This is a genomic window from Actinomyces bouchesdurhonensis (assembly GCF_900128465.1).
In the GTDB taxonomy this organism is placed as follows: Bacteria; Actinomycetota; Actinomycetes; order Actinomycetales; family Actinomycetaceae; genus Pauljensenia; species Pauljensenia bouchesdurhonensis.
This window is the reverse complement of record NZ_LT635866.1, coordinates 45,392-68,155: the sequence shown is the minus strand read 5'-3', so window position 1 is coordinate 68,155 and position 22,764 is coordinate 45,392. Positions and strand designations below refer to the sequence as shown.

General features: G+C 64.4%; 21 protein-coding genes and 2 pseudogenes. 12 read left to right on the top strand and 11 right to left on the bottom strand.

Annotation, left to right across the window (positions count from 1 at the left end; all coding sequences use genetic code 11):
• Positions 1–21 precede the first annotated feature (21 nt).
• The 4 genes from clpS to BQ7477_RS02745 are packed head-to-tail and all read left to right on the top strand — an operon-like array spanning position 22 to position 2,530.
• A complete protein-coding gene (clpS, locus tag BQ7477_RS02760) occupies positions 22–309 on the top strand; it encodes an ATP-dependent Clp protease adapter ClpS (protein ID WP_073982730.1) in 288 nt (95 codons plus the stop codon).
• A gap of 4 nt (positions 310–313) precedes the next feature.
• Positions 314–886 carry a DUF2017 family protein gene (locus BQ7477_RS02755; RefSeq protein WP_073982729.1) on the top strand — a complete coding sequence of 191 codons (573 nt, stop codon included), beginning with the start codon at positions 314–316 and terminating at the stop codon, positions 884–886.
• Positions 887–902: 16 nt separating this feature from the next.
• Positions 903–1,733, top strand: coding sequence for a glutamate racemase (gene murI, locus BQ7477_RS02750; protein WP_073982728.1), 831 nt, complete (start codon positions 903–905; stop codon positions 1,731–1,733).
• Positions 1,730–2,530 carry an MBL fold metallo-hydrolase gene (locus tag BQ7477_RS02745; RefSeq protein ID WP_073982727.1) on the top strand — a complete coding sequence of 267 codons (801 nt, stop codon included), beginning with the start codon at positions 1,730–1,732 and terminating at the stop codon, positions 2,528–2,530. The genes murI and BQ7477_RS02745 overlap by 4 nt, the downstream gene beginning before the upstream one ends.
• Positions 2,531–2,578: 48 nt before the next feature.
• On the opposite strand, the gene BQ7477_RS02740 is transcribed toward BQ7477_RS02745, so the two are convergent.
• Positions 2,579–3,493 carry a LysR family transcriptional regulator gene (locus BQ7477_RS02740; protein ID WP_073982726.1) on the bottom strand — a complete coding sequence of 305 codons (915 nt, stop codon included), beginning with the start codon at positions 3,491–3,493 and terminating at the stop codon, positions 2,579–2,581.
• 86 nt (positions 3,494–3,579) lie between these two features.
• Here BQ7477_RS02740 and BQ7477_RS02735 point away from each other — a divergent pair, with 86 nt between their 5' ends.
• Together BQ7477_RS02735 and BQ7477_RS12665 are read left to right on the top strand one after the other, a co-directional pair.
• A complete protein-coding gene (locus BQ7477_RS02735) occupies positions 3,580–3,909 on the top strand; it encodes a CBU_0592 family membrane protein (protein WP_073982725.1) in 330 nt (109 codons plus the stop codon).
• Between the two features lie 249 nt (positions 3,910–4,158).
• Positions 4,159–4,281: a hypothetical protein gene (locus BQ7477_RS12665; protein WP_268753698.1), complete on the top strand. Its 123-nt coding sequence runs from the start codon at positions 4,159–4,161 to the stop codon at positions 4,279–4,281.
• A 111-nt stretch (positions 4,282–4,392) separates the two neighbouring features.
• Here the strand turns inward: BQ7477_RS12665 and rdgB are convergent, their stop codons facing one another.
• Both rdgB and rph read right to left on the bottom strand, forming a co-directional pair.
• The gene (gene rdgB, locus BQ7477_RS02730; protein ID WP_073982724.1) at positions 4,393–5,007 is read right to left on the bottom strand and encodes an RdgB/HAM1 family non-canonical purine NTP pyrophosphatase; all 615 of its coding nucleotides are present in this window, start codon (positions 5,005–5,007) and stop codon (positions 4,393–4,395) included.
• Positions 5,004–5,771, bottom strand: a complete 768-nt coding sequence (gene rph / locus BQ7477_RS02725; protein WP_073982723.1) for a ribonuclease PH — start codon at positions 5,769–5,771, stop codon at positions 5,004–5,006. Before rph ends, rdgB begins: the two co-directional genes overlap by 4 nt.
• A gap of 36 nt (positions 5,772–5,807) precedes the next feature.
• Between rph and nudC the strand changes: the two genes are divergently transcribed.
• The gene (gene nudC / locus BQ7477_RS02720) at positions 5,808–6,743 is read left to right on the top strand and encodes an NAD(+) diphosphatase (protein WP_073982722.1); all 936 of its coding nucleotides are present in this window, start codon (positions 5,808–5,810) and stop codon (positions 6,741–6,743) included.
• 25 nt (positions 6,744–6,768) lie between these two features.
• A complete protein-coding gene (locus BQ7477_RS02715) occupies positions 6,769–8,781 on the top strand; it encodes an ATP-dependent DNA helicase UvrD2 (protein WP_073982721.1) in 2,013 nt (670 codons plus the stop codon).
• A 1-nt stretch (position 8,782) separates the two neighbouring features.
• Here the strand turns inward: BQ7477_RS02715 and BQ7477_RS02710 are convergent, their stop codons facing one another.
• Positions 8,783–9,661 carry a hypothetical protein gene (locus tag BQ7477_RS02710; protein ID WP_073982720.1) on the bottom strand — a complete coding sequence of 293 codons (879 nt, stop codon included), beginning with the start codon at positions 9,659–9,661 and terminating at the stop codon, positions 8,783–8,785.
• A gap of 95 nt (positions 9,662–9,756) precedes the next feature.
• Positions 9,757–11,226 (bottom strand): zinc-dependent metalloprotease, encoded by a 1,470-nt coding sequence (locus BQ7477_RS02705; RefSeq protein WP_073982719.1) that lies wholly within the window; start codon positions 11,224–11,226, stop codon positions 9,757–9,759.
• A gap of 136 nt (positions 11,227–11,362) precedes the next feature.
• Here BQ7477_RS02705 and BQ7477_RS02700 point away from each other — a divergent pair, with 136 nt between their 5' ends.
• Positions 11,363–12,541, top strand: coding sequence for a YlbL family protein (locus tag BQ7477_RS02700; protein ID WP_073982718.1), 1,179 nt, complete (start codon positions 11,363–11,365; stop codon positions 12,539–12,541).
• Between the two features lie 95 nt (positions 12,542–12,636).
• Here BQ7477_RS02700 and BQ7477_RS02695 read toward each other — a convergent pair whose 3' ends face one another.
• Complete coding sequence (locus tag BQ7477_RS02695) at positions 12,637–13,206, bottom strand: PPA1309 family protein (RefSeq protein ID WP_073982717.1); 570 nt, start codon at positions 13,204–13,206, stop codon at positions 12,637–12,639.
• Positions 13,207–13,381: 175 nt separating this feature from the next.
• Here BQ7477_RS02695 and BQ7477_RS02690 point away from each other — a divergent pair, with 175 nt between their 5' ends.
• The 3 genes from BQ7477_RS02690 to BQ7477_RS11830 all read left to right on the top strand — a co-directional run bounded on the left by BQ7477_RS02690 (position 13,382) and on the right by BQ7477_RS11830 (position 17,320).
• A complete protein-coding gene (locus tag BQ7477_RS02690) occupies positions 13,382–16,366 on the top strand; it encodes a UPF0182 family membrane protein (protein ID WP_073982989.1) in 2,985 nt (994 codons plus the stop codon).
• A gap of 142 nt (positions 16,367–16,508) precedes the next feature.
• A complete protein-coding gene (locus BQ7477_RS02685; RefSeq protein WP_073982716.1) occupies positions 16,509–17,042 on the top strand; it encodes an antirestriction protein ArdA in 534 nt (177 codons plus the stop codon).
• A 134-nt stretch (positions 17,043–17,176) separates the two neighbouring features.
• Complete coding sequence (locus tag BQ7477_RS11830) at positions 17,177–17,320, top strand: hypothetical protein (protein WP_159430574.1); 144 nt, start codon at positions 17,177–17,179, stop codon at positions 17,318–17,320.
• 426 nt (positions 17,321–17,746) lie between these two features.
• Here BQ7477_RS11830 and BQ7477_RS12975 read toward each other — a convergent pair.
• The 5 genes and pseudogenes from BQ7477_RS12975 to BQ7477_RS02650 form a co-directional block, all read right to left on the bottom strand.
• Positions 17,747–19,721: pseudogene (locus BQ7477_RS12975) on the bottom strand (ABC transporter ATP-binding protein).
• 1 nt (position 19,722) lies between these two features.
• Entirely contained in the window at positions 19,723–21,312 is a 1,590-nt protein-coding gene (locus BQ7477_RS02665) for an ABC transporter ATP-binding protein (protein WP_234968654.1), read from the bottom strand.
• Between the two features lie 49 nt (positions 21,313–21,361).
• Positions 21,362–21,514: pseudogene (locus BQ7477_RS02660) on the bottom strand (50S ribosomal protein L7/L12); the annotation flags it as partial.
• 90 nt (positions 21,515–21,604) lie between these two features.
• Positions 21,605–22,126 carry a 50S ribosomal protein L10 gene (rplJ, locus tag BQ7477_RS02655; RefSeq protein WP_009057834.1) on the bottom strand — a complete coding sequence of 174 codons (522 nt, stop codon included), beginning with the start codon at positions 22,124–22,126 and terminating at the stop codon, positions 21,605–21,607.
• Positions 22,127–22,221: 95 nt separating this feature from the next.
• On the bottom strand, positions 22,222–22,746 hold the full coding sequence (locus BQ7477_RS02650) for an ATP-binding cassette domain-containing protein (RefSeq protein ID WP_478209445.1): 525 nt from the start codon (positions 22,744–22,746) through the stop codon (positions 22,222–22,224).
• Positions 22,747–22,764 lie beyond the last annotated feature (18 nt).

Genomic DNA, 22,764 nt, shown 5'->3' with positions numbered 1-22,764 from the left:
AAATCGACTTAGGGTTGACACATGACCACCATCGTCCAACCGGTACCGCGCACGCACGAGGCCCCCACCGCCGTGCCACGCTGGCGTACCGTCGTGTGGGACGACCCCGTCAACCTCATGAGCTACGTGAGCGCTGTCTTCCGCGAGTACTTCGGATACTCCGCTGCGCGCGCCGAAGAACTCATGATGACCGTCCACACGCGCGGACGCGCGACCGTGTCCACGGGCGTGCGCGAACGCGTCGAGGCCGACGTCATGGCCATGCACTCCTACGGCCTGCGCGCCACCATCGAAGCAGACAGGGACTAGCTCCATGGAAGCCTTCGCTTACCGTGACGGGGGCTTCGCAGCGTCGATGAGCACCGGCGAAGCCCTCCTCCTACGCCAGCTTGCCAGCGAGGTCCTGGTGGTCCTCGACGACCCCGGGGACTTCGCTACGACCTCGTCCATGATTAGAGCAGTCACCGAAACTGAGCAGCGCAGGGAAGCGCCCCGCGAGCGCTCCCTGACGATGCTGCTGCCCTCCATGAGCGATGACGAGGAGGACGCGGGGCGGATGCGTGCCCTCACGGAAGACCTGCTGCGTACCGAAAAGTCGGTTCGGCTGCGCGCCATGGTCAGCGATCTTGAACACATTACTCATGGGGAGGGGGATACCCTCGTCATTCCTCGGGAGTCCGTGTGGTCGTGGTTGGGAGCTCTCAACGACATTCGCCTCGGCTTAGCCGGTGAGCTGGACCTTTCCGATCAGGGGGACGCTCAGCGAATCGAACGACTGGCGATGAGCGAGCCGACGGGGGAGCGCACACAGGCGGTTGCTGCGATCTACGTCCTCGTGACATGGTGGCAGGACTCACTGCTGGACGCCGTGAATAATTCTCAGTAAGGAATAAGGTCGAAGCATGAATAATGCCCCGATCGGAATCTTCGACTCGGGCCTGGGTGGGCTGACGGTAGCCCGTGCGGTCATCGATAAGCTGCCCGACGAAGAGATCATCTACCTGGGCGACACCGAGCACACTCCCTACGGTCCGCGCGCGATCGCGCAGGTGCGCTCACTGACGCTGTCTGCCCTCGACGAATTGGCTTCGCGCGGAGTCAAAGCCCTGGTGATCGCGTGCAATACGGCGACGGCTGCCGCGCTCGCGGACGCACGCGAACGCTACTGGATCGATGCTGGCATTCCTGTCGTTGAGGTCATCACGCCCGCCGCACGCCAGAGCGTCATCGCGACGCGTAACCATCATGTCGGCGTCATCGGGACGAAGGCGACGATTCAGTCCGAGGCCTACCTGCGTGCGCTCGCGGCTGTGCCCGGGCTGACGGTCAGCCAGCAGGCCTGTCCCGCTTTCGTTGATTTTGTTGAGGCTGGGGTGACCACGGGTGAGGAGATCGAGGCTGTGGCGCGTGAATACCTCACGCCGCTGAAGGAGGCGGGTGTCGATACTCTGATCCTGGGGTGTACGCACTACCCGCTGCTCACCGGCGTCATTGGGCGCGTCATGGGTGAGGGTGTCGCCTTGGTGACTTCCTCGGAGGCCACCGCGAACGTGACGTACAACGAGTTGGTGGATCGTGGTCTCCTGCACGATCCGTGGCCCGAAGGGACGGGGCCGCAGCATCAGTTCTTGGCTACTGGTGCGTCAGAGAATTTCCCGCGCTTGGCGCGCCGCTTTCTGGGGCCCGAGGTCGGTTCGGTTGTCCGCGTGAACACCCGTGGGGGTCTCGCGTGAAGCTCACTGTCATCGGCGCGACAGGTTCCATGTCGGGACCGGAGTCTCCCGCCTCTTCCTATCTGGTTCAGGCGCGCGGCGTTGACGGTGCGTCCGGTCAGGAGCGGATCTTCTCTCTGGTGTGTGACATAGGGCCTGGCTCTTTCGGCGCGCTATGGGAGCGCATGTGCCCGTGCGAGCTGGATGCTCTGGCGCTGTCGCACTGTCACGCGGACCATATGGGCGACATCATTTCGTTGCAGGTGTATCGCAGGTGGGGGCCCGGTGCGGGCGCTGTTTCGCCCGTTGCTCTTTTCGGTCCTGCTGACACGTTGCATCGGGTGCGTCAGATTGAGGGTGCATCGCACGAGGAGTCCTACGAGGGTGAGTTTGCGTTTTCCCCCTTGGTGCTTGGCCGTTCCTACGAGGTGGGGCCGATGACGATGTGGCCTGTCCGTGCGCTGCACCCAGTGGAGGCTTTTGGCCTGCGCATCGAGGGGCCTTCGGAGGAGGATCCTTCCCGTCGCGTGACCCTGTTTTACACGGGCGACACGGATTTGTGCGACTCGATCGTCGAGGGAGCGCGCGGCGTTGACGTTCTCCTGAGTGAGGTTGGCTTTACCTCCGATGAGACAGCGCCCGATATGCATATGGATGGTCGGCGCGCGGGTGAGTTGGCCTCGCGCGCGGGCGTTGGGCGTATGATCGCCACCCACATTCAGCCGTGGGTTTCCCGCGATCGTGTGGCGTCCGAGGTTCGCCAGACTTGGTCTGGGTCCCTTGACTTCGCGACCCGGTCGATGGTCGTTTCCCTCTAGAGGCAACCACGGTCTCGTTCGCGCGAGGCCGTGGTTGCGTGGCGCTCTTTAGTCCGCCGGGGCGGAGTAGGAGTTGTGTCGCTGCCATTCGGCCAGGAATGTAGCGACGCGCGCGGGGCCGCCGCCTTCGCTCCACCCATGGTTTTTATGTCGTAGCAGGATTTTTCGTGTGCCCAGCGACGGCAGGGGAGTGATTCGCATTCCTTCGGTGTGCGCGCCGGCGAGCGCCATTGCGGGCAGGATCGTTGATCCTGCGCGTGCTCGCACGAGGGAGCGGGCGGCCTCGTAAGTCGTGTACAGGTGAGGTGCCCAGCGTCTGTCGGGGAATGCCTTCGTGATGCGGCGCATGACGTGGTCGCCGCTTGAACCGGGGCTGACGCGCAGCCAGGTCAGGTCTGCGAGGTCCTCGATGGAGCCGATGGGGGGAGCGGAGTCAGGAGTGACGAGTACCCACGGTTCGTCGATGAATGGTATATCCGTGTAGCCGCGTGGCGGCATGCCGGGGTCCTCGTCTCGTTCGATGACGAGAATGTCGAAGTGACCCGTGCGCAGTGCTGCCATCCCGGGTGTTTCCTCTGTTTCCTCAATGTGTAGGTCAATGCCGGGTAGTGCCTGGGAGAGGTCGGGGAGCGCGGGGATGAGGGTTGAGCGGCAAATGGTGAGGAACGCACCGAGCGTGACTGTGCCCGTGACTTGGCCTGTCAGGGGCCGCAGTGCTTTGAGGGCTTCGGCGATGTCTGCGTTGATGCGTTCCCCGGCTTCGGCGACGATTGTGCCGGCGGGGGTCAGGATTGCCCCAGAGGTTGTACGCTCGACCAGTTTGAGGCCGACTTCTTCCTCGAGTTTTTGGATCTGCTGGGAGACCGCAGAGGGGGAGACCATGAGGATGTCTGCGGCGGCTACGATGCCGCCTTCGCGTGCCACCGAGAGCAGAAACGGTAGGCGACGGGGGTCGATGTCCATGAACACTCCATAATTAAGTGAAACTGCAAGATAACTATAGAACCATTCAATTGTGCTTGACTAGTGGAGGGTGCACAATTTTTGTCATGACCTTCTCGCACCTGGCAATTGTGATCCTCGGATGGGTTGGCGCCGCAGCCTCCATCACCGCTTATTACCTCGTGTCCACCAAGCGCGTAGCGCCCGACTCTCTGCGTTATCACACGTTGAACGCGTCTAGCTGCATTCTCCTGGCTCTTGCCTGTGCGTCCACGGGCGCCTGGCCTTCTTTCCTGACTAATGCGATCTTCATCGGTGTTGGTCTCACCATGATCTGGCGTGTGCGCGACCGCCTGGTGCGTCGCCTTATGCAGGTGGTGCGCTTCCTTGACGTGCGCCGCTTCTTGTCCGGGTGTCGCGTGGCACGCGCTCGCTGACTCTTGTTGACTCGGGATAGTGAGGGGGCGGGTCGCGGGCCTGCCTCCTCACTGTATTCACCACCCCATAAATTAAGGATAGAAGCTTCGAAGAGTCAACGATTTATCAAGGCATATCAAGGAAAAGTCTGTAAGAAATACTTCAGTGAAAAATTAGAAAGAATCGATGGAAAGAAGTCCTCGCGCGCGTCATCATAGAGTCACAGTGCGATGACAGATCCATCGCACGTACTCAAAGAGGAGCCCACCATGTCTCGTTTCATCGCATCAGTCCTTCAGCGACTCGCCTATTACGGGCGCGGACGCCAACAGCGCAACCCGCTGCAATTCTCGATGGACCGGCCCTTCTTCGGTAACCTCGTGGCCCGCTGATGGAGCGCCCGCCGGGCGCAGCCACGTGCCGGACACCCTTAGGGTGCCCGGCACACCCGTGTTGACGAGCAACGATGTCCCATGGGCTGGCGGTTGGCGCGCGCGGGAATCTTAACCGCGCAGGTAGTCCACGATGTGGGGCATGAGCGCGCGGAATGCGATGCCGCGGTGGCTGATCGCATTCTTCTGCTCGGCGCTCATCTGCGCGGTCGTGACCTCGAAGCCATCGGGTACGAAGATTGGGTCGTAGCCGAAACCACCCTCGCCTCGCGGGGAACGTGTCAAGGTGCCACGCACCTCGCCGCGCCGGGTGAACTCGCGACCGTCTGGGGTCACCAGGACGGCTGCCGACACGAAGGCGGCGCCGCGGTGGCGGTCGGGCACATCGGAGAGCTGATCGAGGAGCAGGCGCAGGTTTGCCTCATCGTCCCCGTGCGAGCCGGACCAACGCGCGGAGAAGATGCCGGGCGCCCCGCCCAGCACGTCAACGGTGATGCCGGAGTCGTCGGCGATCGCCGCCAGGCCTGTGGCGTCGGCTAAGGCGCGGGCCTTGATGAGCGAATTTTCCTCAAAAGTCACCCCGTCCTCGACAGGGGAAGGTACGTCGAAGTCGCTCATGCGCGCGATGCACCCCGCCTCGAAGCCCTCCCAGGCGGGGGCGAGGATAGCTTCGAGTTCGCTGACCTTGTGGGCGTTGGAAGTGGCAAAAACCAAGCGCGCTCTCACGGGCGCACCTCGATACGCTCCATGAGAGGAGCCTCGAGCGCAAGCTTCTGCGCGCGGGCGAGCTGAGCGTTTCCCAGGGTCGCCAGATCCAGCAGCTCGTTCAATTCGTCGCGGTCGAAGGGCGCGTGCTCGGCGGTCCCCTGCACCTCGATGAAGCGACCGTCGCCTGTCTGGACGACGTTCATGTCGGTCTGCGCGCGCACGTCCTCGACGTAGGGCAGATCCAGCATGGGAGTGCCGTCGATGACTCCCACGGAGATCGCGGAGATCGAGTCGGTCAGGACCGTGGCGGAAGGCTTGAGGATGCCGCGCTCCTTGGCCCAGGCGACAGCGTCCGCCAGGGCCACGTAGGCGCCCGTGATGGCCGCCGTGCGGGTACCGCCGTCGGCACGCAGGACGTCGCAGTCCAGGACGATGGTGTTCTCGCCGAGGGCACTAACATCGACGATGCCGCGCAGGGAACGACCGATGAGGCGCGAGATCTCCTGGGTGCGCCCGCCCACCTTGCCTTTAACGGACTCGCGGGAAGAACGCTGTTCGGTGGCGCGCGGGAGCATCGAGTACTCGCCGGTCACCCAGCCTTCGCCCGAGTCTCGCTTCCAGCGCGGCACGCCCTCGGTGAAGGATGCCACGCACAGGACGCGGGTGTTGCCGAACTCGATGAGGACGGAGCCCTCGCCGGTGCCCGCCCACCCGCGGGTGATGGAGACAGGACGAAGCTGGGACGGGGTGCGCCCATCGGCGCGCAGGGAGTTAGTAGTCATAGTGCCTAGCGTAGTCCACCGCGATACCGTGGAGATATGAGCATTGACCTTCCTCTCGTTCGCGGTGACGTCGATCCGGCGGTGGCGCTGCGTGAATCCGCGTCGCCGCGTGACCTGATCTCCTCGGGTGAGGCGGATGTTATCGTCGTTGATTCCTCCGGATTCGTCCTCCTCGACGAGGCTGGGGTGCGGCCCTCGGATACGCCGACTCTGCGACGCCTGGCCGGGGAAGAGGCCGCGCGCGATCTCGAGGGAACCACGGCCTCGTTCATTGGGGTGGCGGGTGGACGCAGCGTCGTCGCGATCGAGACCAGCCGGGACGAGGCCCGGGGCCGCTGGGAGCATCTGCGCGCGGTTGGTTGGCAGCTCGGGGGCGACGACTCGGCCCTGGCGCTGACCGCCGTGGCGTTGGCGGGCTGGCACGCGAACTATCGTTACTGCGGACGTTGCGGCTCTCCTGTTTCCCTGGAGGACGGCGGATGGACGGCGCGCTGCCAGGGGTGCGATCGGCTCGAATACCCACGCCAGGACCCCGCGATCATCGTTCTCGTTCAGGACCACGACGGGCGCGTGCTGCTCGCCCATAACGCCCTGTGGAAGCCCGGCTTCGTATCTCTCGTCGCAGGATACGTCGAGGCTGGTGAATCCCCGGATAACACGGTCGCGCGCGAGGTTGCTGAAGAGACGGATATTGCCATCGAACCCCCGACCTATGTGGCGTCCCAGCCCTGGCCGTTCGGGCGCTCCCAGATGATGGGGTACCGTGCGTTGACGGTTAAGCCGTGCCCGGCCCCCAAGGCGGATGGCGTGGAGATAGAGTGGGCGCGCTTCTTCAGCCGCGAGGAACTCACGCGCGCGCTTGAGAGCGGTGAGATTAGCGCACCCGGGCGCGCTTCCATCGCCTACGCTTTGCTGGCCTCTTGGTATGGCTCCGATTTGCCAAGCGGGCCGCAGCACGCGGGACGCAACTGAAGGCGGGCGATGGGACAATGAGTTCATGACCCCCGAGGAGTTGCTTGACGCCCTAGATCCCGACCAACGAGCCGTCGCTACCCAGGTCGCTGGGCCTCTCGCTGTCCTCGCCGGCGCGGGAACGGGCAAGACACGCGCGATCACTTACCGTATCGCCTACGGCGCGACCGTCGGCGCCGTCGACCCTTCCAACGTGTTGGCGGTGACTTTCACCCAGCGTGCCGCCTTTGAGATGCGCCACCGTCTGGCCCAATTGGGTGTCCCGAAGGCGCAGGCGCGTACATTCCACTCCGCGGCGCTGCGCCAGCTGCGCCATTTTTGGCCCTCTGTGGTCGGCGGACCGCTGCCCGACGTCATCGCGCATAAGGCGTCCCTGGTTGCCGCCTCCGCCGCCCGTCTCGGGATCGCCATCGACCGCACCAACGTGCGCGACATTGCCGCCGAAGTCGAGTGGGCGAAGGTATCCATGATCGACTCCGCACACTACGCCTCGCGCGTGGCCCGCATGAGGCGCGACGTGCCCGCAGGACTCGATGCCGACGACATGGCCCGCTTCCTCGACGTGTATGAGGACGCGAAAAATGAGCGTGGCGTCATCGACTTCGAGGACATCCTTATCTATCTGTGCGGCATGCTTCAGGAACGCGCCGACGTCGCCTCCATCGTGCGTCAGCAGTATCGCTCATTCGTGGTCGACGAATTCCAGGACGTCAACCTGCTCCAGGCTCGCCTCCTTGACCTGTGGCTTGGTGGGCGCCACGATGTGTGCGTCGTCGGCGATGTCGCGCAGACCATCTACTCTTTCACGGGAGCTTCCCCCGACTATCTGACGGGTTTTGGGCGCAAGCATCCCGGCGCGCGCATCGTCGAGTTGACTCGCGACTACCGTTCCACCCCGCAGATCGTCACCCTGGCAAACGATGTCTTGGCCCGCGCCACTGAGCGTGAGGGGACCGTGCGCCTGTCCAGTCAGCGGGGCGACGGCGCGCACGTTGGCTACTGCACCTACGAGGATGACCATGCGGAGGCGGTGGGCGTTGCCGCGCAGATCGGTGACCTCATCGCTGGTGGCGTCGCTCCTCACAACATCGCCGTCCTCATGCGCACGAACGGCCAGTCTCAGGCTTTCGAGGAGGCCCTGGGAGCACGCGGTATTCCCGTCGCCGTCGCTGGAGGCAAACCCTTCTTCGCCCGCGACGACGTGCGCACTGCGATCTCTCGCCTGCGTGCAGCCGCCGCAGTATCGGAAGAGGGAACCGTGGGTGAGGTCGTGCGCGACGTCCTGACCAGCGTCGGCTGGGCACCCGAGGCCCCTTCCGGTCAAGCGGGTTCCGAGCGGTGGTCGAACATGAACGCCATCGTCGGATGGGCTGACGACTCCCAGGCTCTCACGCTGGCCGCCTTCGTCGCCGAACTCGACGAGCGGATCGCCTACCAGGTCGAGCCTGATAAGGAAGGCGTCGAACTGGCCACGATCCACGCCGCCAAGGGTCTCGAGTGGGATGCCGTCTTTCTGGTCGGTGTCGCCGAGGGGCTCCTGCCTATTTCCTATGCGAAGACCCCCGAAGCTCGCGAGGAAGAGCGTCGTCTCCTCTACGTGGCCGTGACCCGAGCCCGTGACCTGCTGACGTTGTCGTGGGCGCGCTCGCGGGGCGCGGATGGACGTGGCACACGTAAGCGCAGTCGCTTGCTTGATGGGATCTGGCCTGAGCATCGTGGTGTGGGCGCGCCCAAGAAGAAGAAGCGGGCCTCCGCGCGCGCTCGTCACCAGGCCTTTGAGGAGCATGCCTCCCCGCAGGCCGTTGAATTGTTCTCCCGCCTCAAAGCCTGGCGTCTGGAGGTGGCCCGCCAGGCGGGCGTGCCTCCCTTCGCGATCTTTACTGATCAGACGTTGCGCGACATTGCTTCTGCGATGCCGAGGAACACGACGCAGCTGCGTGTGATACGCGGAATCGGCGACGTCAAAGTGCAGCGTTTCGCAGCCCCGGTCCTGGCGCTCGTGCGTGGCGATGACGTCATCGTCGATGAGGGCGCCTGAGTCAGGAGGCAATCCCGCAGATTCCGCACACGCATTCATGGGCGGGTGATACTCGTTCGACGCTGATGGTTCCATCCTCGTCGACCGTGGCGACCTCGGCGCATAGCTGCGTGGTCAGTGTGCCCGAGGCAAAGTCGCGCAGCAGGCGTGCGACGCGCAGCGCCGCCGCCATGTGGGTGAGCATTGCGAGGCGTCCCAGTGGCCATCGGGTGAGTTCACGCAGGTGCGTGAGACGAAACGGGTCCTCTTGTGTTTCTGCGTGTTCGAAGCACTGGTAGCAGGGGGTGATGCCTGGGATGACGAAGGGGCCGATCTCGTAGGAGTGTTCACCGCGCGTGATGATCAGGTGTGGCGTGTCGTTCACAGTCAGGTCGAAGGGGATACCGGGGTCGATGACTCGGTCGGCGCTGATGAGGGCGACATCGACATCGCCTTGATGATGGAGGTTGGGTAGGGGCACGAGGTCCGCTAGCATGCGTCGGATTGCTCTGGAACGAGCAGTTCCGGTGAATGTGCCTCCGAACACGCGGTCCCAGTCCTGGTCTACGAGCTGTTCGGCTTCGATGCGCATCGTCAGGGCGAGCGTGTCAACCAGGGCGTGCAGTGCCAGGACGGTGGCGGGAACCGCGCCAATGACTGCGACGCGCAGTGACGCTCTCCGGTCGCCTTCGTCGAGTAGGTGGGCGCGCTCAAGCGCTGCCATCAACTCGGGCGAGGCTTGGAGCGGGCAAGGAGATCGCGCTGAGCGAACCTGGCTGCTGAGCCAGAGCTGATCGTTCGCGTGGAGGTCCTCGAGTAGGACGTGTCGGCTGCGGTCCCCACCGACTTGGACGGTTCCGGGTCCATGCCACAGGATCGCTGTATTGTGTGCCAGGTTCATGATGGTCTCCTTTACTTCATGTCTGTTAAGACCATCATGAACCCGGATGGGGGCAACGCACAGGGTTTTGATAAATCTGTGGATAACTTGTCGGATTACTTTTTTTCGTGTGGGTTCGAGTCCTCGCCACCCGTGTCGGGAGAGCGCCCGTCCGCCCCAGCCCCATCCTCGTCACCAGGCTCGAGTCCTTCCGCCCACCCGAGCGTCCCATCCAGAAGGGAAGTGAGAGCGGCATCAATGTCCGCGTCTTCCTCTGCGGCCGCACGCCTCAGCGTCAGGAAGGTATCAGGCGTGGCCAGCTCCGTCTCGGAGGGCACCATATCCGGGTGAGCCCAGAGGGCCTCGCGAGCATCGCGCCCACCGTCAGCCTCCACCAGCGCAACAATCGAGGCGGCTCCGCGCGCCTGGCGCGGCCGCATCTTCAGGCCCATGAGAGTCCCCAAAACCTCCTCGGCTGGACCCCCCGAGGCGCGGCGACGTCGCATCATCTCCCGCAGCGCATCCGCGTGAGGCAGGTAGGGTTGTGTCGCGCGAGCCGTCACCACCTCAACCCAGCCCTCGATGAGGGCGAGCATCGTCTCCAGGCGCGTTAGAGCGCGGCGCTGATCGGGCGTCGTTGATAGCGCAAACACGCCGCCGTTCAGTGCGTTCTCCACCGAAGCCGGATCCGAGGGATCCACCGAACGCGCCGCCTCTGAAATAGCGTCCGTGTCGATCGCGATCTGCGAAGCGTAGCGCTCAACCGCGCGCACCAGGTCGCCTTCAAGCCACGGGACCGAGGCAAAGAGACGGCGGTGAGCGGCCTCACGTACGGCCAGGAACTGTCGAACCTCGTCAAAAGGCACATCCAGGCCGTCAGCGAACTCGGCAATGTTGTGCGGCACAAGCGCTGCGTGTGACGTCTCCGACAGGGGAATACCCGTGTCGTAGGTTCCGAAGGACTCACCGGCCAGCGCTGCCAAGGCGCGGGCAATCTGCGCCGAGAACATCATCGCCGACAGGCGCGGCATCATCTCCTGCGTCTTTCCTAACATCGCCGCCATGCCGTCGGGCAACGACGCGCCCTCGTCCAAGCCGTCAGGGCCAAATTGCTCCGACAACGCTGCCGACAGGGCACGCGACACGTTGAGCGCGACCGGCTCACAGATGCGCCTCCACCTCGGGATCGTGTGCTCCACCCACGCGACTTTGCTCCACACGTCGCGAGTCACCGGACCGGAAGCAAAGTCGGTGACGGCATCGAGCCAGAGGTCCGCGACGGTCATCGCCTGGCGAGCCGCTTCAGCCTCCGTCGCCGTGGGAGCGGGATCGCCGCTCGCGTAGGCCGCCTGTTTGGCGCTGTCCTCCACGATGCGCCAATTGACCGGCCCCGCCGTCGTGTTCATCAGGAACTGGAACTGCCCCATCGCCGCCCGCATGCGCGCGGGATCGGAGAACTCAGGAGGCAGGTTCGCAGGGTCGAAGCCCTGAGCCTCAAGGGCGCGCGCGGCCTCGGCGGCCGCTTCGTCCCCCAGGATGGAGCGCAGGAAATCCTCAAATGGGGTGCCGGACTCGTTCTCATTCATGGAAACAGACTAGCGTCCCCTCGTGCGCCTGGGCTGACAAAAACCTCCAAAAATGCTGAGAGCATAAGGAACGCTGGTCCCCATGCGTGCGTCCAGCGCCCAGGTGAGACACAATTGCACGGTGAGCGAAACGGATATGACCTCGACAATCGACGGCTTGGCGTCCCCCGCGGACAGTGAAAAACAGCGTATCCCCCTCATCAGCTGGCGGCTGGTGACGGCCCTCCTGGCCCTCCTGGCGATGGTTGCTATCCTCTTCTGGGTCCCCGTGCCGTTCGTGGTGTCCAGCCCCGGACCAACATTCAACGTGCTGGGCTCATCGGAAGGTGAACCCATGATTGCGATTGAGGGAACCGATCCGACGACGGGTGATGCACTCCAGCTCGACGAGCCGCAATCCGCGTCCGTGACCGACAAGGCCAAACCAGGGCAGGGACAGTTACGCATGGTGACCGTCTCTGAATCCGGCGGACCCGGCAACCGCCTGAACTTCGCGCAGCTCTTGGTCGCCTACGCGGATCCGCACAGCAAAATCGTCGACTATGACTCCGTGTACCCGCAGGGACAAACTGAAACCGACGTCAGTGACGCGCAGGTCGCGATGATGCGCAACTCGCAGATGACCTCGCAGGTCGCCGCGCTGGAATACCTCGGCTGGGACGTGCCTGCGACCGTGACGATTGAAGGAGCCGTGGAAGGGTCCAACGCGGAAGGCATCGTCCAACAGGGTGATACTCTGCGCGCAATCACGACCCCCGACGGCACGCGTCACGAGGTGGAAGACGGGTCGATTCCCTTCGCGCTCATGCGCACCGTTCCGCCAGGGAGTCCCATGACAATCACGGTTGAGCGTGACGGAAGCCTCCAGGACCTCTCGTTCGATTCGGTCGCACCCTCCGCGACAGAATCCGGCTCAAAGCTCGGCATCTACTTGACGGTGAATCCATCCCTCCCAGTCAACATCTCCTTCAACCTCGAGGGAGTGGGTGGCCCGAGCGCAGGCATGATGTTCTCCCTGGGTATCATTGATCGCCTGACCCCGGGTGACATGACGGGCGGAGCCACGATCGCTGGAACCGGCACGATGTCCTTCGATGGACAGGTTGGCGCGATCGGTGGCATCCAGCAGAAGATGTGGGGCGCCCACGACGATGGTGCCCAGTGGTTCCTCGCCCCCTCCGAGAATTGCTCCGAGGTCGTTGGGCACGTCCCCGGTGGTCTGAACGTCGTGTCAGTGTCCACCCTCGACGAGGCGGTCGCTGCCGTCGAGACCATCGCGCAGGGGGAAGGACAGACGCTTCCCACCTGCCACTAATCCTCATAGACTCGCCCACTGCCAGCTGCAGATGGGGCGCAAGGACCCCGACCTCGTTCATTCTGGTCCGGACGAGGCCGGGGCCTCTTATCACGTCAGGCGTCCTCGTCCGTCACCGGCTCGAGGGATGCGCGCAGGGCGTCCACCAGTGCGGGGACCAGCGCCGAGCCTTGCCCGACCTTGTCGTCGGAATCGAAGGCGCGGGTACGCAATGCGCACCAAGATTCTCCCGTGCGCATGACGCCCACAGCCAGACGAACATCCGTTCGTAGCGGATGGTTCGCGACGAAAGCGAGGGCTTCCTCCGGATCCTCGGGGGCCTCGTCCTCAACCTCGGGCGGAACCACGATGCGCTCAACAGTGAGTGCGGCGCCCGGGACCGTCTCTGGCCACGCCAGGTGAGCCAGGACCTGCTCAATGTCGTCATCAGCGAAGTCCTCCTGGATAACCGCGCTCAGGTGCTCCTCGCTTCCATCCCAACCGGCGCGCAGCTGAGCCGCGATGTCGGCGGGCAAGTTCGGATCCGCCAACAGTAACGCCGTCGGAACCAGCGCGTAGATGGAAGGAGCATGATCCCAACCCACACGAGCCGCACCCTTCTCAATGTCAACAACAACGTTGGCCAGTGCAATCTCACGTGCACTCGGCATCATTTCAACAGTCATAACCCCATAATCTCACGGAGAGCGGACAAAACAGCGACGAAGAAAAACGTGCGCGCCGGTAGACTGGGATCTAGCTTTCGGTTGAACAGAGAGGATTGCTGTGAGCTTCCCATTTTCGGTCTTCGGATCCCGTGACCCGCGCCAGCCGCGAAAGCCACGAGCACCACGGGCGGAGATAACACTACGTAAGCCGGGCCCCGGTACCATTACGGCTATCGCGCTGGTTGCCGTTGCAGCGATTATCTACCTGGCATCCATCGTGTGGACAGAGATTCTCTGGTTCCGTCAGATGCACGCCACGCGCGTCATCCTCACCCAGTGGGGAGCCCACGTCGGCCTCTTTGCCGTTGGTCTGCTGGTTGCCACGGGTCTGCTTTATTTTTCCATGGCCTACGCGTACCGGCATCGCGCTTCCTCCGCGCGCGGTGAGGCCTCCGCTGCTCTGCGCAACTACCAGGAGGCGCTCGCGCCTGTACGCCGCCTCGCGTTCTGGGGAGTCGCACTTTTCTTCGGTGTCACGACCGGCGCCCGCCTGGGAGCACAGTGGCGCACTCTCTTGCAATTCTTGAACGCATCTTCCTTCGGTCAAACTGACCCGCAGTTCGGCCTGGACATCTCCTTCTTCGTGTTCATCCTGCCCGCGCTGAAGGTCCTCGTCTCCTTCCTCATGACCGTTACTGGCATCGGGCTGGCAGCCGCCCTCGTCGTGTCCTACCTCTATGGCACCATTCGGCTGGCGCCCCGCCCCCACGCCTCCAAGCACGCGCGCCTGCAGACCGGCCTCATGGCCGCCACCCTGTCGCTCCTCATCGGTATCAACTACTGGCTGGAGCGCTACGAGCTGCTCACTTCGGACTCCGGTTCAATCCACGGCGCCATGTACTCCGACATTAACGCGACACTGCCAGCACACTCTATCCTCGCGGTCATTTCCTTCCTCGTTGCAGCGCTGTTCGTGATTGCCGCCTTCCGCGGCACGTGGCGTCTGCCTGTCACGGGCGTGGCCGTCACCGTCATCGCCGCTCTGGTCCTGGCCGGCGCATACCCCGCGCTCATCGAACAGTTCCGCGTGCGCCCCAACCAGCGCACCCTCGAGTCGCCCTACATTCAGCGCAACATCGATGCCACTTTGGCGGCCTACGGCCTGGACGACGTCGACTATCAGACGAATTACGACGCGGCCACCACGGCCTCGGCGGGCCAGTTCGACAATGAGGCGCTCACTTCTCAGGTGCGCCTGCTCGACCCTAAAGTCATCACGAAGACCGTCCAACAACTCCAGCAGTCCCGCCTGTACTACGGCTTCAATTCCGGCATGAAAGTAGACCGATACAATGTCGGCGGCGAGCGGCGTGACACCGTCATCTCCGTGCGCGAGCTCAACCTCTCGGGCCTGTCCGCCGAGCAGCAGACCTGGGTCAACCAGCACACTGTCTACACGCACGGCTACGGTATGGTCGCCGCCTACGGCAACCAGCTGACCAGCGACGGCCTGCCCTCCTATTGGGAGCAGTCTGTGCCCTCGGTCGGCGAAATGGGGGAGTACGAGGAGCGCGTCTACTTCAGCCCCGGCTCGCCCGACTACTCCATCGTCGGCGCCCCTGAAGGCGCCGAGCCCCAGGAACTCGACTACCCGGACGACACGGCGGTTGGCGGCCAGGTCTCGACGACCTTCACGGGCAACGGCGGCCCCTCCGTGGGCAACACGTGGAACAAGCTTCTGTACGCCATCAAGTTCGCCTCCACCGACCTGTTCTTCTCCTCCCAAACCAACGAGGCCTCGCAGATCCTCTACGACCGCGATCCACTCCAGCGTGTCTCCAAGGTTGCTCCCTACCTGACTCTCGAACAATCCGCTTACCCCGCGGTCGTCGACATGGACGGGGACCCCTCGACCCCCAAGCGCCTCGTGTGGGTCGTCGACGCCTACACGACGACGAACAACTACCCCTACGCCCAGCACGAGACACTTTCCGATGCCACCGTAGACTCTCAGTCCACGCAGATGGGCCAGTACGTGCAGGACAACAAGATCAACTACATGCGTAACTCCGTCAAGGCCGTCGTCGACGCGTACGACGGGTCCGTACGCCTGTTCCGTTGGGACGATCAGGACCCCATCTTGCGTACCTGGGAGAAGATTTACCCCGGCAGTGTCGAACCCATGTCGGCTATCTCCGGCGACCTCATGAGCCACCTTCGTTACCCGGAGGACATGTTCAAGGTTCAGCGCAACCTGTTGGCCACCTATCACGTGACTGATGCAGCCGGCTTCTACTCGGGCGGCGACCGGTGGCGTCTGGCCGAGGAGACCTCGACCTACGGGGATAACGCCGCGTCGTCTGAAACGTCCCCGCGCGTGGACGCTAACGGCAACCCCGTAGCTGCTCCAACCACGCTTCAGCCCCCGTACTACCTGACCATGCAGATGCCCGGCCAGGAGAGCGCCGAGTTCTCGCTGACCTCCGTGTTTGTGCCCGGTGGCGGCGGCGAGGGGCGGCGCGAGGCCATGGCGGGATTCCTCGCCGTGGATTCCGAAACCGGTAACAGCCCCGGCCAGGTGCGCGAGGGGTACGGCAAGCTTCGGCTGCTCGCTCTACCCTCGTCGACGACCGTGCCCGGCCCCGGCCAAGTGCAGAACAAGTACGATTCCGACGAGAAGATTGCCACCCAGCTGAATCTGCTCAACCAGGCCGACTCGACCGTCATCCGAGGCAATCTCCTGACCCTGCCGGTGGGCGGCGGACTGCTCTACGTCCAGCCCGTCTACGTCCAGGGAACCGGATCGGCGTCCTACCCGGTGCTTCGTTCCGTGCTGACGGCATTCGGTGACAAGGTTGGCTTCGCGCCGACATTGGAGGAATCTCTGCGTCAACTGGTTTCGGATGACGGGTCAACGGCAACGACCACTCACAGCACTGACACGCAAACCAGTCAGACCGCCGTTCCCGGTGACGCTGGCGCCCAGCTCAACCAGGCAGTGACCGATGCGGCCCAAGCCATGCGTGACGCGGATAGCGCGATGACTAACTCCGACTGGACGGCCTATGGCGAGGCTCAGAACCGTCTGCACGACGCACTGAAGCGCGCCGAGGAAGCCCAGCGCGCGCTGGGTGGGGGAACGGGTGCGACTCCGGCCCCCNAATTCCCCACCTCATGAGCGATAAAGGTCCTCCTCCCGCTCATCCCCTGAGAAGGTCGCAAAGCGACCCCGAGCCACTCGTTGGAGGTGAGGTCGCCTGTGTGCGTCCTTACCCGAGCTGGACTGCCCGGCCTCACCTCCACCTACTCGGGAGGTTGGAATGATTACTCAAACTACTGTTCGTCCGTCGGTCTGGATCGGCTGTCTAGCCTGCTATAACGAAGGCATACTCAACGGGAGATGGTTCCCGGCAGAAGAAGCCGGTGAGGTAACACCTGAAGACCTACACCTTGGCCCCACATATCACGACGAGCTATGGATCTTTGATCACGAGGGGTTCCCCACAGGAACCAGCGAAATGTCACCCGATACAGCACAGCTTTGGGGTGAAGTCTTCGATGAGATCGGAGAAGAACAGTGGCCTGCACTGCTCGCATGGATTGAAACAGGCTGTTACGTAGCGTGTGGGGATACACTACCGAGCGTCTCCGACTTTAAGGAGCGCTACTGTGGTTGCTGGGACTCGTTCGAGGACTACGCGACACAGCTCGCTGAGGACATCTGTCTGATGGACGGATGGCCTGAGGAGGCGAAGCGTTTCTTCGACTGGGACGCGTGGATTCACGACCTCGAATTCGACTACACCGTTGCGGATGCCGTTGATAGCGGTGTATTCGTCTTTCGCACTCTCTGACTGCTCTCCCTGGAAGCCTCAGTGGCTTCCAGGGAGAGCTTTCTTTCTGGGTTATAGGACACTACGTGTTGCTGGTAGGGGGTGGTGCTACACCCACTCTGCCCCCCCAGCCAGCAGCGACAATCCTGGCCACCATGCCCACCGACGCAGCCCTCGAAAACGCCTGGTACCAAGCCTGTCAAACCCGCCAAGCCGCCGGCACCATCCCCGGCTGGGGCGACGCAATTTGCTGGAACGAACTCCACCACACCACCCCCTACCACAACACCTGGGACTAACCCCAGTAACACGAAATGTCCCATAACCCGACATTGTCGAGGTCCTTTGAAGATCGCGGTGGTAGAAGTCCGCTCATCATCAAGGACCTCGACCTCTACCCACAACCCCCGACCAATACCCGGTCACCCACACTCAACTCGGAAGAGCCGGAAATAGCCTTCGTGATAGCGGAATAAAACGAAGGGGCCTGGCGCGCGGCCCAACGGTGGCAGACCGGAAGATGCGCGAGGCCGGGGCCGACCGCGCGAACGAGCAACCGCCCGGCACATCACTGAATGTGCGAGGCCGGGGCGGGCTTGCGGGGCGCCCCGGGAAGGATGCACCTGGCTGGGCTGGTGTTCGCGTGCTGGATGTGTGAACACGACACACGAGCTCGACGTCCGAAGATGCGCACTGTGGGCCCCGGCCTCGCGGCGTGATAGCCGTCAGACGAGCTTCCACCCCGATGCCCGCGAGCGCGCGTCCCAGAAGGCCCGGTACTGGCCGTCCGCCTGCGAGTAGAGTTCTGCGTGCGTGCCGATCTGGGCGACGCGGCCGCCCTCGTCGAGGACGACGATCTGGTCGGCTGCCGTGATCGTGTCGAGCTTGTGGGCGATGACGATGAGTGTTGCGTCGCGTCGCAGGGCGGCCATGGCGTCGGTGATGCGTGATTCGTTCTCGGGGTCGAGGGCGCTCGTGGCCTCGTCGAAGAGGACGATGGGCGCGGCCTTCAGGAGCGCGCGGGCGATGGAGACGCGCTGGCGTTCCCCTCCGGACAATGCGCGGCCTCCTTCCCCGACGGGGGTGTCCCAGCGAAGCGGCAGGCGCTCGACGATTTCGCTCACTCCGCTCAGGCGTGCCGCTTCTTCGATGTCCGCTCGGGTCGCGTCGGGGTTGCCGACGCGCACGTTGGCTTCGAGGGTGTCGTCGAAGAGGTAGACGTCCTGGAAGACGAGGGAGAGCTGCGCCATGAGGTCGGCGGTGTCCCAGTCGCGCACATCTTCGTCGCAGACGCGCACGCTTCCCGCGTCCACGTCGTAGAAGCGCGCGATGAGGCGCGCGATTGTGGTTTTGCCGCAGCCGGATGGGCCGACGATCGCCGTCATCGTCTCCGGTTCGACGCGGAAGGACACGCCTTGCAGGACGGGGTGGTCGGCCTCGTAGGAGAAGGACACGTCCTCGAGGGAAACCGACGAGCCCGACGAGGCCGGGGCCTCGTCCGCGCGTCGCACGCCCTTGGGGGCGGGCAGTTCGGGTGCGGAGAGGATCTCGTGGCTGAGGTCGAGGACCGGACGCCGGGTTTCGAACGCGGAGGTGAGCGTCCCGATGTCGACAAGGATCTGCGTGAAGCGCAGGAGCAGGCCGATGGAGACGACGGCCTCCACGGGGCTGACGCTACCGGCGACCGCGAGCCACCCCATCGCGCAGATGAGCGTCACGACGACGANTGGGGGCGGGCAGTTCGGGTGCGGAGAGGATCTCGTGGCTGAGGTCGAGGACCGGACGCCGGGTTTCGAACGCGGAGGTGAGCGTCCCGATGTCGACAAGGATCTGCGTGAAGCGCAGGAGCAGGCCGATGGAGACGACGGCCTCCACGGGGCTGACGCTACCGGCGACCGCGAGCCACCCCATCGCGCAGATGAGCGTCACGACGACGAGCTGAGCGGCCATGCCGTTGACGATCTGGCCAACCGTCTCCCTCATGAGTGAGCGACGCGCGGCCACCCCGTAGGCGTCTTCGGCACGCTGGAGGGGCTCGTAGGAGGCGGAGCGCCCGCACGCGCGCAGCGCCCCCTGCTTCGTCGCGTATTCGACGATGCGGTGCGACAGCTCGCGGGCGGGAGGCTCCTTCAGGGCGGCCCCCGACTGCAGGCATCGGCGCGCCACCCACACTCCCCCTGCGACGATCGGAATCGCGACCAGGCACACCAGCCCGAGGACCGGCGAAAAGGCGGCGATACCAACGAGCATCGTCGCCGAGGTGACAATCGCGGCGATGAGGGGCGAATACATGTGCGCGAAGATCTCGCCCAGAACCATGAGCTCGCGCGAGACGAGGCGCGACGTCTTTCCAGCCGTGTCCGCGCGGAACGACCCGAGCGGCAGGGACGCCACCTTGTCGCCGATCGCACGGTGCATGTTCGACAGGAAGTCGAAGGCCACCGAATAGGAGCGCATGGCGAGCAGGTACTCGACGACAAAGGAGGTAAGGGCGCACAGAGCGAGCACAACGAGCCACGATCCCAGGCTCATACCCCACGCGGGCGCGCCCGAGGTCAGGGCAATCGCAGCCGGGATGAAGGCGACCAAGGAGACGCCGCGTACCGCTCCGACGACACAGGACAGCACGGTTGCTTGAAGGAAGTCGGCTCGTCCCTGCTCGGAGAGGGGTTCGCGCAGCCGGGGAATGAGGTCGAGCATGTCAGTGTCCTTTCACTGCGCTCATGCGACGCATGTAGGGATGATCGGCGAGCTGGTCGGGCGTGCCCAGCGCGATGAGACGACCAGCGTCGAGGATGGCGATCTGGTCGACGCCGACGATGGATGCTGTGCGGTGCGCGATGACCAGAACCGTCTTTCCCTGGACGAGGCGGGTGAGCGCCGCCTGAATATCGGCTTCGGCTTCCGGGTCGGTGAAGGCGGTGGCCTCGTCGAGGACGAGGATGGGCGCATCGACGAGGAGGGCTCGAGCGATTGCGATGCGTTGCGCCTGACCACCCGAGGGGTGGGCGTCCTCCCCGATGACGGCGTCGAGGCCTCGGGGCAGGGAACGCAGGTAATCGTCGATGCGAGCGGCCCCAGCGGCAGCCCACACCGCTTCGTCGCTGGCGTCCGGGACTCCGAGCACGATGTTGTCACGCACGGAGATGTCGAGGAGCTGCGGGTCCTGGAGGACGAAGGAGACGTGCCGGTAGAGGACGTCCGCAGCGATCTCACGCGCATCGACCCCACCGATGCGGACAGCCCCCCGGTCCGGGTCGGCGAAGCGCGCGACCAGCGTCGCAAGCGTCGATTTTCCCGAGCCGGAGGAACCCACGAGGGCGGTCACCGATCCCTCGGGGATCGTCAGGCTCACGTCGTCCAGCGCGAGAGTTGACCCGTAGGAGAAGGAAACACCATCAATCTCGATGTCAGCACCCTTTGGCACTGACCTTCCCTCGGCGGGCAACGGGGCGACCGAGAGTAGGTCCACGATGCGCAGCGCGGCGGCCCCGGCGATCTGGTAGGCCCATGTCGTTGTCCCCAGAACCTCGATGGCCGCCGGGATGACGAGGGCAATGAGAGCGCAGGTGATGACCTGGACCGGACTGACGATCCCCGCCGCCGCGAGCGCGGAACCCCCCGCCGTCGAGACGAGCAGGATCAGGGAGGGAGACACGCTGGCCTGCCCGAGCGCGGAGCCTTTCAGCAGCGGGCCGCACCAGTCGACGTAGAAGCGCGAGAAGTCCTCGGCAGCCCGGGTGAATCGCTCGTGTGAGCGCCCGACGGTTCCGAACGCCTTGACGACGCTGATGCCGGACACGAATTCGACCATCGTCGACGAGACGCGCGAGAGGTGTCGGTCCATCTGCGCGGTTTTCTCCCCCATGCCTCGCATCATCCACGCATTGAGGAGTCCATAGAGGGGCAGCGTCGCGATCGAGAGGAGCCCGAGCCGCCAGTCGACGACGAAGGCGTAGATGAGCAGGGAGACTGGCGCGCTGATTGCGGCCGCGGATTCGACGGGCGCGTGTGCGATGACCGTGTGTACGTCGTGTGTGTCGTCCTGGATGGCCTTGCGCACGGCCCCCGAGTTCGTGGAGGTAAACCAAGCGAGGGGCGCGGCGGCGAGGACACTGACCATGCGGGAGCGCACGATGTGTCCAAAGCGCACGTCCGCGAAGTGGGTGACGGCCAGCGCGACGAAGTAGATACCGTATCGAAGGCCAAAGGCACCGGTCAGCCACATGAGCAGTGTCATCACCTCGGCGCGATCAGGCGAGGCACCCGAGCGGGCCGCCTCCAGCAGCACCTGCCCGAGCTGGACGAGGACGACGTAGGGGGCGACCGCGAGCGCANGGGGCGTCGGCGGCCGGGGCGGCAACGGCGACGGCTGCGGGGGCAGCGGCCTCAACGTCGAAGGTCTCCTCGAAGAGCTTCACGAAGTCGGAGAGCTCGATGAGGGTCATTTCCTTGAAAGCTGCGATGAGCTCGTCATTGGAGAGCTTAGCCATGAGTGGCATCCTTCCTAATTGGCCTGCACGAGTGCAGATTGTTGGTTTGTTTCACGCAGCCGGTGGCGGCGTGGAACATGGCCTGTCTCGTCAGGCCGCCTCGCTCTGCTTTTCGCGCAGAGCATCGATGGTGCGCACTGCCTTGACGGGCAGAGCGTTGAATGCGAACGCCGCCTGACCAATCTTGGCCTTGAGGACGCCTGCGGCCTTGGCCAACAGGACCTCGCGGGACTCGAGATCGGCAAGCTTCTTGACACCCTCGGCGCTCAGGGGAGCGCCGTCCATCGCGCCGGACTTCAGCACGAGGGCGGGGTTGTCCTTAGCAAAATCACGCAGGGTCTTGGCGGCCTCAACGGGCTCGCCGGAGACGAAAGCGATGGCCGTGGGACCCTTGAGGTCCTCAGCCAGGAAGTCGAGACCGACCTCCTTGGCCGCCAGGCGCGCCAGCGTGTTCTTTGCCACGGCGTAGGTCGCGTTCTCGCCCAGGCCGCGACGCAGCTGCTTGAGCTGGCCGACGGTCAGGCCGCGGTACTCGGTCAGCAGAACAGCGTCGGCTGCGCGGAAACGCTCCACGAGCTCGGCAACTGCTGCCACCTTGTCGGACTTCGCCATGGTCCTCCTTCCAGATACGTGACCGCAGGTAAGAAAAAACCCGACACGCAGGTTCGTGTCGGGCGCATGCTCGAATGCCGCGCGGGGCGGCTCACTCACCTGCGTTGNTCGCCGTCGTGGGTGACGACGATGACGGCCGCTCCTTCGTCCGCGATGCGGCGCAGGGTGGACGTGATGGAGGTGAGGTGTCGGGCGTCGACCCCCGACGTTGGTTCGTCGAGGATCACAACGGGACGCCCGGTGGCTCGCGCGGCCGCGATGACGAGGCGTTGTTTCTGCCCGCCCGACAGGCTGAGGGGGTGGCGCTCTCCCAGGTGAGCGAGGTCGAAGTCGGCCAGGAGCTTCTCCCCGGCCTCGCCGCTGGCATCCGACGCGCCGACCGTCAGCTCGCCCTCGAGCGTGTCGGAGAATAGCTGACGTCCGGTGTCCTGCATGACGAGCGCACACGCGGAGCGCCGCTGCCGTCGACTCGTCGTCCGTCCGTCCAGGGTGATCGTCCCGGAACCGGGAGCGGCCAGCCCGCACAGCACGCGCACGAGGGTCGTTTTCCCGGCGCCGTTCTCTCCCGCGATGCAGGTGATCTGCCCGGCCGGAAAATCCGCGTCAAACCCCTCAAACACGGGCGTGTTTCCGTAGGA

Bases quoted from the DNA above. Each gene is read 5' to 3' on its own strand.
- clpS (WP_073982730.1), top strand. From the start codon at position 22: ATGACCACCATCGTCCAACCGGTACCGCGCACGCACGAGGCCCCCACC.
- BQ7477_RS02755 (WP_073982729.1), top strand. From the start codon at position 314: ATGGAAGCCTTCGCTTACCGTGACGGGGGCTTCGCAGCGTCGATGAGC.
- murI (WP_073982728.1), top strand. From the start codon at position 903: ATGAATAATGCCCCGATCGGAATCTTCGACTCGGGCCTGGGTGGGCTG.
- BQ7477_RS02740 (WP_073982726.1), bottom strand. From the start codon at position 3,493: ATGGACATCGACCCCCGTCGCCTACCGTTTCTGCTCTCGGTGGCACGC.
- BQ7477_RS02735 (WP_073982725.1), top strand. From the start codon at position 3,580: ATGACCTTCTCGCACCTGGCAATTGTGATCCTCGGATGGGTTGGCGCC.
- BQ7477_RS12665 (WP_268753698.1), top strand. From the start codon at position 4,159: ATGTCTCGTTTCATCGCATCAGTCCTTCAGCGACTCGCCTATTACGGG.
- rph (WP_073982723.1), bottom strand. From the start codon at position 5,771: ATGACTACTAACTCCCTGCGCGCCGATGGGCGCACCCCGTCCCAGCTT.
- nudC (WP_073982722.1), top strand. From the start codon at position 5,808: ATGAGCATTGACCTTCCTCTCGTTCGCGGTGACGTCGATCCGGCGGTG.
- BQ7477_RS02715 (WP_073982721.1), top strand. From the start codon at position 6,769: ATGACCCCCGAGGAGTTGCTTGACGCCCTAGATCCCGACCAACGAGCC.
- BQ7477_RS02710 (WP_073982720.1), bottom strand. From the start codon at position 9,661: ATGAACCTGGCACACAATACAGCGATCCTGTGGCATGGACCCGGAACC.
- BQ7477_RS02705 (WP_073982719.1), bottom strand. From the start codon at position 11,226: ATGAATGAGAACGAGTCCGGCACCCCATTTGAGGATTTCCTGCGCTCC.
- BQ7477_RS02700 (WP_073982718.1), top strand. From the start codon at position 11,363: ATGACCTCGACAATCGACGGCTTGGCGTCCCCCGCGGACAGTGAAAAA.
- BQ7477_RS02695 (WP_073982717.1), bottom strand. From the start codon at position 13,206: ATGACTGTTGAAATGATGCCGAGTGCACGTGAGATTGCACTGGCCAAC.
- BQ7477_RS02685 (WP_073982716.1), top strand. From the start codon at position 16,509: ATGATTACTCAAACTACTGTTCGTCCGTCGGTCTGGATCGGCTGTCTA.
- BQ7477_RS11830 (WP_159430574.1), top strand. From the start codon at position 17,177: ATGCCCACCGACGCAGCCCTCGAAAACGCCTGGTACCAAGCCTGTCAA.
- rplJ (WP_009057834.1), bottom strand. From the start codon at position 22,126: ATGGCGAAGTCCGACAAGGTGGCAGCAGTTGCCGAGCTCGTGGAGCGT.